13 protein-coding genes are annotated in these 14,297 nt (G+C 51.7%); 4 read left to right on the top strand and 9 right to left on the bottom strand.

The window, feature by feature from the left end; all coding sequences use genetic code 11:
• Positions 1-2: 2 nt before the first annotated feature.
• From gsiC to KAJ71_RS21000, 5 genes are all read right to left on the bottom strand, one after another.
• Positions 3-923 carry a glutathione ABC transporter permease GsiC gene (gene gsiC / locus KAJ71_RS20980; protein ID WP_248947465.1) on the bottom strand — a complete coding sequence of 307 codons (921 nt, stop codon included), beginning with the start codon at positions 921-923 and terminating at the stop codon, positions 3-5.
• A 59-nt stretch (positions 924-982) separates the two neighbouring features.
• Positions 983-2,518: a glutathione ABC transporter substrate-binding protein GsiB gene (gene gsiB / locus KAJ71_RS20985; RefSeq protein WP_248947466.1), complete on the bottom strand. Its 1,536-nt coding sequence runs from the start codon at positions 2,516-2,518 to the stop codon at positions 983-985.
• A gap of 25 nt (positions 2,519-2,543) precedes the next feature.
• Positions 2,544-4,421, bottom strand: coding sequence for a dipeptide ABC transporter ATP-binding protein (locus tag KAJ71_RS20990; protein ID WP_248947467.1), 1,878 nt, complete (start codon positions 4,419-4,421; stop codon positions 2,544-2,546).
• A gap of 19 nt (positions 4,422-4,440) precedes the next feature.
• Entirely contained in the window at positions 4,441-5,400 is a 960-nt protein-coding gene (locus KAJ71_RS20995; RefSeq protein ID WP_248947468.1) for an isoaspartyl peptidase/L-asparaginase family protein, read from the bottom strand.
• A 340-nt stretch (positions 5,401-5,740) separates the two neighbouring features.
• Positions 5,741-6,277, bottom strand: a complete 537-nt coding sequence (locus KAJ71_RS21000; RefSeq protein WP_248947469.1) for a DUF924 family protein — start codon at positions 6,275-6,277, stop codon at positions 5,741-5,743.
• 309 nt (positions 6,278-6,586) lie between these two features.
• Here KAJ71_RS21000 and moeA point away from each other — a divergent pair, with 309 nt between their 5' ends.
• The gene (moeA, locus tag KAJ71_RS21005) at positions 6,587-7,825 is read left to right on the top strand and encodes a molybdopterin molybdotransferase MoeA (protein ID WP_248947470.1); all 1,239 of its coding nucleotides are present in this window, start codon (positions 6,587-6,589) and stop codon (positions 7,823-7,825) included.
• 2 nt (positions 7,826-7,827) lie between these two features.
• Positions 7,828-8,634, top strand: coding sequence for a molybdopterin-synthase adenylyltransferase MoeB (moeB, locus tag KAJ71_RS21010; RefSeq protein WP_248947471.1), 807 nt, complete (start codon positions 7,828-7,830; stop codon positions 8,632-8,634).
• Positions 8,635-8,695: 61 nt separating this feature from the next.
• Here the strand turns inward: moeB and KAJ71_RS21015 are convergent, their stop codons facing one another.
• Entirely contained in the window at positions 8,696-10,288 is a 1,593-nt protein-coding gene (locus KAJ71_RS21015) for an ABC-F family ATPase (RefSeq protein WP_248947472.1), read from the bottom strand.
• A 38-nt stretch (positions 10,289-10,326) separates the two neighbouring features.
• Here KAJ71_RS21015 and KAJ71_RS21020 point away from each other — a divergent pair, with 38 nt between their 5' ends.
• Entirely contained in the window at positions 10,327-11,841 is a 1,515-nt protein-coding gene (locus KAJ71_RS21020) for a recombinase family protein (protein WP_248947473.1), read from the top strand.
• 62 nt (positions 11,842-11,903) lie between these two features.
• Positions 11,904-12,545 carry a recombinase family protein gene (locus KAJ71_RS21025; protein ID WP_248947474.1) on the top strand — a complete coding sequence of 214 codons (642 nt, stop codon included), beginning with the start codon at positions 11,904-11,906 and terminating at the stop codon, positions 12,543-12,545.
• Between the two features lie 496 nt (positions 12,546-13,041).
• On the opposite strand, the gene KAJ71_RS21030 is transcribed toward KAJ71_RS21025, so the two are convergent.
• The 3 genes from KAJ71_RS21030 to KAJ71_RS21040 all read right to left on the bottom strand — a co-directional run.
• Positions 13,042-13,698: a hypothetical protein gene (locus KAJ71_RS21030; RefSeq protein WP_248947475.1), complete on the bottom strand. Its 657-nt coding sequence runs from the start codon at positions 13,696-13,698 to the stop codon at positions 13,042-13,044.
• Positions 13,699-13,796: 98 nt separating this feature from the next.
• On the bottom strand, positions 13,797-14,024 hold the full coding sequence (locus KAJ71_RS21035; RefSeq protein WP_248947476.1) for a hypothetical protein: 228 nt from the start codon (positions 14,022-14,024) through the stop codon (positions 13,797-13,799).
• A gap of 99 nt (positions 14,025-14,123) precedes the next feature.
• On the bottom strand, positions 14,124-14,297 hold a 174-nt coding region (locus tag KAJ71_RS21040; protein WP_248947480.1), incomplete at its 5' end, for an integrase core domain-containing protein.

The following is a 14,297-nucleotide window of genomic DNA, read 5'->3' on the forward strand; positions in this document are numbered from 1 at the left end:
GCCTATTGGTAACGAATCGAAGGGTTGATGGCCGCATACAGCATATCCACCAGCAGATTAATCAGAATAAATTCCAGCGAGAACAGCAGCACTTCGGCCTGGATCACCGGGTAATCGCGCATTTCTACCGAGTCCACCAGCAAGCGCCCCAGTCCCGGCCAGTTAAACACCTTCTCGACCACGATCGAGCCACCGAGCAGAAAGCCGAACTGTAGGCCCATCATGGTGATCACCGGGATCATGGCGTTGCGTAGCCCGTGTTTGACGATCACCAGTAACTCCGGCACGCCCTTGGCGCGGGCGGTGCGCATGTAATCCTCCTGCATCACCTCAACGAACGAGGCGCGGGTAAAGCGTGCCATCACCGCCGCTACCGCTGCACCAAGTGTGATTGAGGGTAGGATATAATGCTGCCAGGTATCCGCACCCACCGTCGGCAGCCAGCCGAGATTGACCGAGAACACCTGCATCAGCAGCATCCCCAACGCAAAGGCCGGGAAAGAGATGCCAGACACGGCCAGCGTCATCCCCAGCCGGTCCGGCCAGCGGTTGCGCCATACGGCAGAAATCACGCCGATCGCCATGCCAAAAATCACCGCCCACACCATGCTGGCGATGGTCAGCCAAAAGGTCGGCATAAATCGCGTGGCGATCTCTTCACTGACCGGGCGTTTGGACACCATCGACGTGCCGAAATCGCCCTGCAAGATATTGACAAAGAAATGCACAAACTGCTGTGGCAACGGCTTGTCCAGCCCAAGATCCTGGCGCACCAATTGGACGACGGCTTCATCTGCTTCCGGCCCCGCGGCCAACCGCGCCGGATCGCCCGGCAGCATATGGACAAACAAGAACACCAGCACGGCCACGATCAGCAGCGTCGGGATCAGGCCCAGCAGGCGTTTTAGAAAATAATTAAGCATTACGCATAAATCCCCTCACGCCGCCCTTCCCGACCAAGGAAAGGGCGGCAAGCGGTCTGTTATTTCAGATCCGCATTATCAAAGTTAAACGAGGTGTCCGGCATCACGTAGAAGCCGCTCAGCTGTTTGTTGTTGGCAGACAGCAGACGCTCAGTCACCAGGAAAATCCATGGTGCGTCGGCCCAGATGCGATCTTGTGCATCTTTGTACAGCGCCTGCTTCTGGGCACGATCGGTGGTGGCCAGCGCATCAGCCAGATCCTTGTCGACCTGCGGATTGCTGTAGAACGCGGTGTTGAACTGCTTAGGCGGTGCGGATTGCGTGGCGAACAGCGGCGTCAGTGCCCAATCGGCCTCCCCGGTTGAGGCCGACCAGCCGGTATAGAACATACGCACGCTGGTGTCCTTCACGCCTACGCTCTCTACCTGCGCCGCACGTTGGCCCGCATCCATCGCGGTGACGGTCACTTTGACCCCAACCTGCGCCAGCTGCTGCTGAGCAAACTGCAACACTTTCTGCGCGGTGCTGTGGTTATGGGAAGACCACAGCGTGGTAGTAAACCCGTTCGGATAGCCCGCTTCTTTCAGTAACTCACGCGCCTTGGCCGGATCGTATGGCCACGCGTTGTAGCGGGTAGCAAAATCAATGGCCGGAGGCAGCGGGCCTTCCGCCGGAACAGCAAACCCGGAGAACGCGACCTTAATCAGTGCGTCCTTGTTGATCGCATAGTTCAGTGCCTGGCGCACCTTCGGATTATCGAACGGTTTCTGCGTCACATTCATGCTGATGTAGCGTTGCAGGATCGACGGCGCGGCTACCAGATCCAGCTTGCTGTTTTTCTCCAGCACCTTGGCTTGCTCATAAGGGATTGGGAAAGCAAAAGTCGCCTCACCGGTTTGCAGCATCGCCGCACGGGTGTTGTTATCCACTACCGGCCGCCAGGTGATGCTGTCCAACTTAGGTAAGCCCGCCTTCCAGTAGCCGTCGAATTTCTTCACTTTCACATAGTCGGTCTGGTTCCAGGTTTCGAACTGGTAAGGGCCGGTTCCCACCGGATGGAAACCGATCTCCTTGCCATACTGCTTGAGTGCAGCCGGGGAAATCATCGCCGCCGCCGGGTGCGCCAGGTTGTTGATAAACGCTGAGAATGGCGCTTTCAGCACGATCTTGACCGTAGTGGGATCGACCACCTCGGTCTTATCGATCATCTTGAACAGGTTGTAGCGTTTCAGGCGATTATCCGGGTTACTGGCACGATCCAGGTTAACCTTGACCGCTTCGGCATCGAATGCGCTGCCATCGTGGAATTTAACCCCCGACTGGAGCTTGATGGTGTAGGTCAGGCCGTCTTTGCTGACGTCGTAACTGTCTGCCAATACGTTCACCAGCTTCATATCCTTATCAAAGCCAAACAACCCCTGATAGAAGGATTTAGCGACCGCCTGCGACAAGGTGTCGTTGGCATCGTACGGGTCGAGCGTGGTGAAGTTGGACGCTACGGCAATCACCGCATCCTTGGCAGCCCAAGCCGGGCCAGCAGCGGCAGCCAGCAGTACGGCGGCCAAAACATTACGCTTGAATGTGTGCTTAGTCATATTGCTTAACTCTCCTGAGGCAAGGCTAAAAGGCACCGGCAATAGGGTGGCGGGCCACAAAGTGCCCTGGCCCTACCTGCACTAAAGGTGCGGTAACGGGTTCATCATCCAGCCCACGGATCGGGCTGGGTATTTCATCCACCAGCAATGGCCGGTGTTTATGCGCATGGGTTGGATCGGCCACCGGCACGGCAGCCATCAGCTTACGGGTATAGGCGTGCTGCGGGTTTTCAAACACCGCACGGCGTGGGCCAATCTCAACAATCTGGCCCAGGTACATCACCGCGACGCGATGGCAGACTCTCTCTACTACCGCCATATCGTGGGAAATAAACAGAAACGCGATGCCAAGTTCACGCTGTAAATCGAGCAGCAGATTGACGATTTGCGCCTGAATCGATACGTCCAACGCGGAGACCGCCTCATCGGCAATCACCACTTTCGGGTTGAGTGCCAGCGCGCGGGCAATGCAGATACGCTGGCGTTGACCACCGGAAAACTCATGCGGATAACGCCGCGCATGTTCCGGCTTCAGCCCTACCCGCTCCAATAGCCAGGCCACCCGTTTTTCAGCCTCTGCCCCGCGAGCGACGTTGTGTACCAGCAACGGCTCCATGATGGAGAAACCAACGGTGAGCCGTGGATCCAGGGAAGCGTAAGGGTCTTGAAAGATAAATTGAATATCACGGCGCAAATGCTGTAGGGCAGAGCCTTTCAAGCGGTTGATCTGTTGGCCGTTGAAGATAATGGTGCCGCGTTGGCTATCTACCAGCTTTAACAGTGAACGGCCGGTGGTGGATTTGCCACAGCCGGATTCGCCCACCAACCCCAGCGTTTCGCCGGGATAGAGATCGAAGCTGATATTTTCCACCGCATGTACGCGACGCGTGACGCGGTTGAGAATGCCGCTGCGCAGATCGAAGCGCGTGACCAGATTTTCTACCTGCAAGATCGGCGTAGCCCCGGCAGGAATGGTGTCTTGTGGCTGATCGTTATCATCGACACCAGCCAACGGAAATTTGGCAGGGAAGTCACGAGTTGCCATCGCACCCAACTGTGGTACGGCGGCCAACAAAGCCCGAGTATAAGGCTGCTGAGGAGCTGCGAACAACGGGCGCACCTCCCCCTGTTCCACCTTCTCGCCTTGATGCATCACCAGTACCCGATCGGCAATCTCCGCCACCACGCCCATATCGTGGGTAATGAAGATCACCCCCATTTGCATTTCCTGCTGCAACACGCGGATCAGTTGCAGGATTTGCGCCTGAATGGTGACGTCCAGCGCAGTGGTGGGTTCATCGGCAATCAACAGTGCCGGTTTGCACGACAGCGCCATAGCGATCATCACCCGCTGACGCATCCCACCAGACAGTTGATGCGGATAGCGGCCAAGGACGTTTTTGGCCTCGGGAATACGCACCAGATCGAGCATACGCAGCGCTTCACGTTTGGCGCTGTGGTGATCCATCCCCTGATGCAGACGCAAGGATTCGGCGATCTGCTCCCCCACCGGAAACACCGGGTTGAGCGAGGTCATCGGTTCTTGAAAAATCATCGCCATATCGGCACCACGCAAGGTTCGCAAGGTGCTCTGTTTCGCCTTGGCCAGATCGAGCACCTGGCCATTACGCCGGCGAAAATGCATCGCGCCGCGGGTTAACTCACCGCCGCCCTGCTCTACCAGACGCATCAACGCCAGTGAAGTGACCGACTTGCCAGAGCCGGACTCTCCAACGATCGCCAGCGTTTCGCCACGGTCAATGTCGAAGTCCAGATGGCGCACCGCCTCAACGACGTCACCTTCTTGGCGAAATTGCACACACAAATCGCTCACCGCCAGGACGCGCTCGGGCGGTAAAATCAGCCCACACTCTGCCTGTGGCTGGATAGCAGTATCGGTCATGCGCCCTCCAGGCAAGCGTTCAGCGGTAGATACCCACAGAAGGGGCATCACCGACATAGCCGAAACCGCGATACATCCCTTCACTGTTAAACGGTAGTGCGACGTTGCCAAAACGATCGATAGCAATCAGCCCGCCGCTGCCGCCCAGCGCCAACAGCTTGTCCATCACCACTTTATCGCAGGCCTGTTGCAGGGTTAGACCGGCATATTCAATCAGTGCAGAAACGTCGTAGGCCGCGACGGTGCGCATAAAGATTTCGCCAGTACCGGTGCTGGAGACTGCCACCGTGGCGTTGTTGGCATAGCAACCGGCGCCAATAATCGGCGTATCGCCAATGCGCCCTGCCGCCTTATTGGTCATGCCACCGGTTGAGGTGGCCGCTGCCAGATTACCCAGGGCATCCAGCGCTACCGCACCCACGGTGCCAAATTTGCGATCGGGATCCAGTGGGTCACCGCTGAGCGCCGCCGCACCATCGTGATCGAGTAATACACGGCCCTGCTCCGCCTGAGCACGGTGCAATTGGTCAAACCGTTCCTGGGTAAAGAAGAAATCGGGTTCGACCATTTCCAGACCGTGATTGGCGGCAAATCTTTCTGCCCCTTCCCCGCCAAACAGCACATGAGTGCTGTTTTCCAGCACCGTACGCGCGGCCAGTACCGGGTTGCGTATCCGGCTGACCCCGGCGACCGCCCCGGCGTCACAGGTACGGCCATCCATCACGCAGGCATCCAGCTCATGGGTACCTTGATGGGTAAATACCGCGCCCTTGCCTGCGTTGAACAACGGGCACTCTTCCAGCAGCCTGACTGCCTCCGTTACCGCGTCCAGTGCGCTGCCGCCTGCGGTTAAAATAGCCTGCCCGGCAGCCACAATGTTGGAAAGCGCCTGGATATAATCTTGTTCCTTCTCTGCACTCAATGCCGCACGGGTAATTGCGCCCGCGCCACCATGAATGGCAATCACTGGTTTGCTCATTGACCTGACACCTGTGTCTATCCGCGGCAATTCAAGCAGGTACCGCATGAAAATGGAGAGAGAATTATTATTTAGTGTTTTTCGACTATATTTAGCCCGGCAATCGATGTAAAGCACAAACTCATCACCAAGCATTTAGCTTAGTCTGCTTAGACGCTTTTGTGCATTGAAAGAACTAAACATTATAAAAACAGGGTGTTATCCCGCTTTTAATTTACCGCTGACAGATTTAACCGGCATATTGTCAGCAGCGGGAAATACTACGGTTCGGCTGATGTTTAATAAGCGTTATCCCATGCACCTCTCCGCGATTCCCCGCTTACACGCACATGAAAAATATTCAGAAACCCGAACCCGGTTGTTGCAGAAATTTCTGCTCCTCAACCGTAGATTCCCGGCCTAATATCTCGTTGCGATGGGGATAACGTCCAAAACGATCGATTATGGCCTTGTGACGTATTTCAAATTCCAGCTGATCGCCATTGTTTAATTGGCGAAACAGCACCAACGCCTGCTGGTGGATCAAGGCGGATTCGGAATGCATAAACGGCAAATAGAGGAAGCCGCGCTGCTCGACCGTCAGGTTTTCACATAGCCCAGTGGCAATCGCTTCCTGAGCCAGCACCAACGCCATTGCGTCACAAGCAAAGGAGCGTGGCGTGTTACGGAACAGGTTACGGCTGAACTGATCGAGCACGATGATTTCCGCCAACCTGCCGGTGATGGTTTCACGCCAATGTGCCAACTCCCCTTGGGCCGCCGCCTGCCAGATCTGGCCAAAGCGGGTATGCAGCAAACGGTCGAACTCATTGTCCTTCTTAAACCACATGACTGGGTCGATCTCTTCGAACCAAAAATCCAGTACCTGCTGATGCATGGCTGTCTCCTGTTGGTAACTACAACGGAAAGTTTGAAAGGTTCACCGCATATACCCTATGGATTTCAAGTTGGCCGCTCTAGCGCGTCCATGCGCTCGCGGCATTCGTACATCCTTGTACAGCACAGCCTAGGCGACAAGCTTGCCCATCCCCAGGAGCTTACTTTTAGTAAGTGACTGGGGTGGGCAAGCACAGGTAACAACGCTGTAGCTTGAAAGACGACGGGTATATCTCCTCTTCGGCGTTATCTGCCATAATAGCCCCACTTTGCCGAAAAATTCGCGCACGCCGATTACGGAGTTTTGTTTATGGATCACTGTCATACTTCTGACCTCATTTCTCTTGAGCAGGCGCTGGAGAAAATGCTCTCCCAGATCGCACCACTGCAACAGAGCGAATCTATCGCCTTGACCAGCGCAGCCGGGCGCATTACCGCCACCCCGGTAGTTTCCCCCATTGACGTCCCGCCCTTCGCCAACTCGGCGATGGATGGCTACGCAGTACGTCTAAATGACCTGAACGGTAACTCGCCGTTGCCGGTAGCAGGTAAAGCCTTTGCCGGTGCGCCGTTTACGGATACTTGGCCTGCCAACACCTGCGTTCGCATCATGACCGGAGCGCCAATTCCAGCCGGTGCGGATGCGGTGATCATGCAAGAGCAGGCGGAAGTGACTGAGGCTGGAGTGCGTTTCAGCGCCCCAGTAACCGCCGGGCAAAATATCCGTTTGGCGGGTGAAGATATCCTGCGCGGGGCGAGCGTGCTGCCCGCCGGGATCACGCTGGGGGCCGCACAGTTGCCGTTACTAGCTTCATTGGGCGTGGCCGATGTCCAGGTGATGCGTAAATTGAAGGTGGCGGTATTCTCTACCGGTGACGAATTGCAGCCGGTCGGCCAGCCGCTACAAGCCGGGCAGATCTACGACACCAACCGCTTTGCCGTTCGCCTGATGCTGGAACAGCTCGGCTGCACGGTGATCGATCTGGGGATTATTCGTGATAATCAGGAAGCATTACGTACGGCCTTTATCCAAGCGGATAGCGAGGCCGACGTGGTGATCAGCAGCGGCGGCGTTTCCGTCGGTGAGGCCGATTACACCAAGCAGATGCTGGATGAACTGGGTAAAGTCAGCTTCTGGAAACTGGCGATTAAACCGGGCAAACCTTTTGCTTTTGGCAAGCTGCAGCACGCCTGGTTCTGTGGCCTGCCTGGCAACCCGGTCTCTGCGGCTTTGACTTTCTATCAACTAGTGCAACCGCTGCTGGCCAAGCTGGCCGGTCACACCGAATGGCAACTGCCACCCCGCCTGAAAGCTCGCGCCCTGACGCCACTGAAAAAGTCTCCGGGTCGCCTCGATTTCCAGCGCGGCATCTTCACCAGCAATGCCCAAGGCGAGCTGGAAGTGAGCACCACCGGCCATCAGGGTTCCCACGTGTTCAGCTCATTCAGCCAGGGTAACTGCTTTATCGTGCTGGAGCGCGAACGTGGCTCGGTGGCCGCTGGTGAGACAGTAGATATCGAACCTTTCAATGCGTTGCTGAGGAACTGAACATGCTGCCGGAATTAACCGATGCCCAAACGCTGCGCTACAACCGCCAGATCGTACTGCGGGGTTTCGACTTCGACGGTCAGGAAAAGCTGCAGGCGGCACACGTGCTGATCGTTGGGCTTGGCGGGCTGGGCTGTGCGGCGGCGCCTTATTTGGCTGCCGCTGGCGTCGGCCATCTGACGCTGGTTGATTTCGACACGGTTTCCCTCTCCAACCTCCAACGCCAGATCCTGCACCGGGATGACCGCATTGGCATGGCGAAGGTCGAATCTGCCCGCATTGAGCTGAGTTCCATCAATCCTCATATCCGTATTGATACCCTGGACACACAGCTGGATGACGAGCAAATGGCAGCGCAGATTGCCGCTTGCGACGTGGTGCTGGACTGTACTGATAACGTGGCGACCCGCGATCTGCTCAACCGCCTGTGCCATGCACAGCGTAAACCGCTGGTCTCAGGGGCCGCCATCCGTATGGAGGGCCAGCTCAGCGTCTTTACCTATCAGCCGGAACAGCCCTGCTATCGCTGCCTGAGCAGGCTGTTTGGGGAAAATGCGCTGACCTGCGTTGAGGCTGGCGTGATGGCGCCTTTGGTGGGCACCATCGGTACGTTACAGGCGATGGAAGCCATCAAGCTGTTGGCAAACTATGGCCAACCTTTGGTAGGTAAGTTGCTGATGTTTGATGCGATGAGTATGCAGTTTCGCGAGATGAAGCTGCCGAAGGACCCGCGGTGTGAAGTGTGTGGTAAAGATGAGGCCCCTCACCCTAGCCCTCTCCCAAAGCTGTCTCTTGATCAGGAGATCTGATCAAGAGACAGCCCTGTGGGAGAGGCTTGGGGTGAGGGGCGTGCGGTAAAACTCGAAGAGATCAGTTGATACCCTGGCTACGCAGATAGTCTTCGTAGTTGCCGGTAAAGTCGATCACCTTGTTCGGCGTCATTTCCAGAACGCGAGTGGCCAGCGAGCTAACGAACTCACGGTCGTGGGAAACGAAGATCAGAGTACCTTCGTACATTTCCAACGCCATGTTCAGTGACTCGATGGATTCCATATCCATGTGGTTGGTCGGTTCATCCATGATCAGGATATTTGGACGCTGCATCATGATCTTGCCGAACAGCATACGGCCCTTCTCACCACCGGACAGCACTTTTACGCGCTTCTTGATATCGTCCTGGCTGAACAACAGGCGACCAAGAATGCTACGTACCGCCTGCTCATCGTCTTTTTCCTGCTTCCACTGGCTCATCCAATCGAACACGCTCAGGGTTTCATCGAACTCGTATTCGTGATCCTGTGCGTAGTAACCGATCTTGGCGTTTTCCGACCATTTCACGCTGCCGTTATCCGGCTGTAGGTCACCGACCAGCGTTTTCAACAGGGTGGATTTACCGATACCGTTGGCACCCAGGATCGCCACCTTCTCGCCCACTTCAACCATCAGGTTGAGTTTGCTGAACAGAGGGCCGTTGTCGAAGCCTTTGGCCAGCGCTTCCACTTCCAGCGCGTTACGGAACAGCTTCTTGTCCTGCTCAAAACGGATGAACGGATTCTGACGGCTGGAGGCTTTCACCTCTTCCAGCTGGATCTTGTCGATCTGACGGGCACGAGAGGTCGCCTGCTTGGACTTTGAGGCGTTGGCACTGAAGCGACTAACGAAGGACTGCAATTCGTTAATCTGCGCCTTCTTCTTGGCGTTGTCAGACATCAGGCGTTCACGAGCCTGAGTAGCCGCCGTCATATATTCGTCGTAGTTACCTGGGTAGACACGCAGTTCGCCGTAGTCCAGATCCGCCATGTGGGTACAAACCATGTTCAGGAAGTGACGGTCGTGCGAAATGATGATCATGGTGCTGTTACGTTCGTTCAGCACCTGCTCCAGCCAACGAATGGTATCGATGTCCAGGTTGTTCGTTGGTTCGTCGAGCAGCAGGATTTCCGGATCGGAGAACAGGGCCTGAGCCAACAGGACACGCAGTTTGAAGCCGGGAGCGATCTCGCTCATCGGGCCATAATGCTGTTCTACCGGGATACCCACGCCGAGCAGCAACTCACCGGCTCGTGCTTCTGCGGTGTAGCCGTCCATCTCGCCATAGGCCACTTCCAGGTCGGCCACTTTATAGCCGTCTTCTTCGCTCATCTCCGCCATGGCGTAGATGCGGTCACGCTCTTCCTTCACCGCCCACAGTTCAGTGTGGCCCATGATCACGGTGTCCAGCACGCTGAACTGTTCAAAAGCGAACTGATCCTGGCGCAGTTTACCCAGGCGCTCGTTCGGATCCAGGAACACGTTACCGCCGCTCGGCGCCAGATCGCCACCGAGGATTTTCATGAACGTCGATTTACCGCAGCCGTTGGCTCCGATCAGACCATAGCGGTTACCGCCGCCAAATTTGACAGAGATGTTTTCAAACAACGGCTTACTGCCGAACTGCATAGTGATATTGTTACTTAATAGCAAAGGATATACTCTTATAGAAACGTGATTTTGGACACATTATGCCACAACAGAACAACGGGATCGCCTACAGTTATGTTCGCTTTTCAAGCAAGCGGCAAGAATTGGGTGACAGCCTGCGCAGACAGACGGAAATGGCTGAAGATTACGCCACCAAAAATGGCCTGAAACTCTCCAGCAAAAACTTTCAGGATCTTGGTATCAGTGCCTTTCGTGAGGGTAAACGTGCCTCTCTTGTAGACATGCTTGCAGCCATCGAAGAAGGCCAGATCAGCGCAGGTTCAACAATCATTATAGAAGCACTAGATCGCCTTTCACGACGAGGTATTGATGCCACTCTGGAAACGGTCAAAGAAATTCTTCGCAAAGAAGTTCAGGTCGTCAGTCTGTCTGATGGTTTGCTACTAACCAAAAGCAGTCTTAACGATCTACAAAGCGTTATCCGTATCGCCGTAGCTGCCGATCTCGCCCATAAAGAATCGGAACGAAAAGCTGTACGTCTAAGAGAAACCAAAGGCCAACAACGGCAAGCCGCACTGGCTGGTAAACCCATCAATAAAGTTTTGCCCTTTTGGTTGCAACGCACTACCGATGGGTATGAACTTGGCGACAAAGCCGAGATTGCCAGGCAAATCGTCCGTCTCAAGCAGGAAGGCAAAGGTAGTAACATGATTGCCAAAACGCTTAATAAGCAAGGCACTGCTGGCATCCGTGCTTCTCAGTGGAATCATGCATCAATAACCAAAATGTTAAAAAACCCTGCTTTATATGGTGCATATCAAACTGGTGAAACGACTAAAGAAAGGGAGCTAGTCAAACTTGATTTAGTTGAAGGATACTACCCTTCCCTGATCAGCAAAGAGGATTGGCTGTTACTTCAATCAGACCAAAGCAAATCCAAACGGGGACGCCGTAGTGCTGATAACCCTTATAGCGGACTATTACGCTGTGAATGTGGTGGCGCATTAATAAAAAGAAAACACACCGTAAAAGGAAAACTGTACGTTTATCACGGATGCTTGAATGCTAAAGATGGTCGGTGCTCGCAAAACATTTCAATCAAAGGATTAGATGGTGCGTTAACTACTATTCTTGGTCGGTTAGAGTTCAAGAAAAAACCTTCACTCGACCAGTCAATCCATCAGGAAAGGCAACTACTTGAAAAGCGCATTAGCGATCTGAATAGTAAACTACAAACTCTGGACAACATTCCTCTGTCTGTAATCAAAAGCATCGGTACAATGGAAAATAGAGTAAAGGAAATTACCGAGCAGATTACAAAAGATGCGCGAGAACAGCGTGGCATTGACGCAGTTCAAAATGAGAAACTCTCTAGCATTACTGATGGCTTAGAGCTAAACCTTTTGCTAAAAAGGGTACTGAAAAACATTACCGTCACTCGTTCAGGAAACGGATGGGTCGTAAAGATTCTTCACCTTTCAGGCCATAAGCAGAATTTCTTAATGGTTGATGGTGAAATCAAGTTTATGAGTGATACCATTGCACTACAGAAGCTATTGGCTGGATTCCGTGTAGAGGAAGAAACAGCAAAGTAAATTAACTAACAATATGTATTTCCTCCTATCTGCAAGATATAATTTACAGAAAGGAGGAAAACATGACAATTTTTGCTTATACAAGAGTATCCAAGGCCGATAACGAAACCGGCACTACCGATAACCAAATCACGCTTATTGAATCGCAGTTAAAGATCGATACCATTTACTCTGATGTTAACATCTCAGGTTCGATAGCTTTCCAGAAACGTCCAGAAGCACAAAAGTTAGTCAATGAATTAAAACCCGGCGATACTATCGTTATTGCCAAGTTGGATCGTGGCTTTCGTGATACTGCTGATTGCCTCAATACCGTTAAATGGCTCCAACAAAAGAAAGTGACGCTGAAAATTTTAGATATCGCGCTTGATGTATCAACGCCGATTGGTGAGATGATTCTAACCATCATGGCCTCTGTAGCTACATTTGAGCGTAAACGCATCGCAGAGCGCATCAAAGACGGATTCAGTAATGGTCGCAGCAATGGTAAAAGCTATGGGTATAAGATCGAGGCGGTTCGGCAAGCAATAGCCCTAAAATCATCTGAAAGACGTCAGGCGACCTTGGAACGATACACTACGATAGTTAATCATCTTAAGAATAAAATCGCTCCGGGAGCCACTGAAGCTCAAATGCTCGCTCATCTGACAAAAGTGGGGCATCCTGTCTCTCGCACAACATTACGCAAAGCACTAAACCGCTAAGGTTAGTTAGGCAACACCAAGATAGCTTAGGAAAAAACAATATTATCAATGAGATATATTATTTTTACAGATTGCACCACATTTTTAGAAAATCAAAAAAGTGTGCTATCATCTTTATAATGCCTTTCCACCTATTACAACCTCCGACATCATCTAACAATTAATAAAATATTTTCTATACTGTTATTCGCTTTATAATATCCAATGTTATAATGAATCTAGGTTCTTACCGTTACAACTAATATTACCTGCCAAGTAAAAAGATTATAAAATACGTGGCTTGCCACAGCGTCGTAGACGCATAACTATATATTTCGTATTGATATTCGCCTTACAATACCTGATGTTATAATGAATCTAGGTTCTTACCATTACAACTAATATTACTTTCCAGGTAAAAAGATTAAAAATAATGTGGCTTGCCACAGCGTCGTAGACGCATAAACAAATCATCTTTGATTATTTACATGGCCTAATAAAAGGCCATGTATCTTTATCAATTACCAGCTACTAATAGATCGCAAATAGTTCTCATTTCTTGAGTATTTACCTTGCTATCGATATTATCCACGGTCATATTCCACAATCCATTATAAACATTATCTCTTAACCTACTGAACTCACGAGTCTCATTCTTCTTAGCTGAATCTTTTCTCCAAATATTCATAACATCAATCATCATCGCATCAGCACATCGCAAGACATAGTTTGATCTATTCATATCTTGATACTGAGTTGAATACTCATTACCATCAACGAAAATAAAGTCGTTACTAAAGTCAGATAATTGTAGTTTACTTTTAGTGGCGACAGGTTGAGATTGCTTCATCGCACTCTGATTTTCATTACTATGATTAGTTGCTTCTGCATATTCAGTCAGGAATTGAATGTGCTCTGCATAGAGAGTATTCAGCTCATCTATAGATTTAGCACTGTCTCTTTTTGTTTTAATCCATCCTCGTTGAATTTCTTTCAGGCTGTTATCTTTCTTACTTTGATATAGATTAGTCATTGCAGAGTCAAGAGCACTTAACGCTTTGTTATCACAGATCATATGCTCTACAGCTGTAGAAGCTTTTAAGCAATCAAATCCGGCAGCACTTACGTTTAATGATACTGATAGAATAGAAAAGTAAAAAAGTTTCTTTATCATAGGTTTTTTCCCATTTTAATATTACCTCGGTACAGAAATAATATCTGTCACTATATACTCGTAGTATCGCCTCTGAACACATTTTGTTCAATCGCAAACTATATGTTATATCGAATAAAGTAACCAAAGAAATCGTTGTAGCCAAAGCTCAACTTACCGATCTCAACATTTCCGAACAACATATATAAAAGAGCAGCCAGTACGAACAGAAATCCAACGCCAGCTAAGAAATCTTTAAACGGAGTTTTCGACGACGAAATTTTTTCGTTTCGACCTTCCCTGAATTCAGCTTGTTTCTGAGATTCACTTTTATCATCGCCGTTCATTTTTTATCCTTTTGTTACTTGAATTTAACAATTTGTCTACCGAGTAACTGGTGGTACTTGGTAGACATCCTGACCTGCCCCCAGGGTTAGATACAACGCTCAGTTAGTAATGTCGGTTCCTTCACGCTCAGAATTACCCTTTCTCCAGGCCGCCGCAAACTCAGACGGCGTCTGATAATTCAGCGCGGAGTGCGGGCGGCACTCGTTATAATCCTGACGCCATTCACTGATGGTTTTCCTGGCATGACTGACGTCACTGAACCAGTGTTCATT

Origin of the sequence: Serratia silvae, assembly GCF_023282985.1 — a bacterium.
In the GTDB taxonomy this organism is placed as follows: domain Bacteria; phylum Pseudomonadota; class Gammaproteobacteria; order Enterobacterales; family Enterobacteriaceae; genus Chania; species Chania silvae.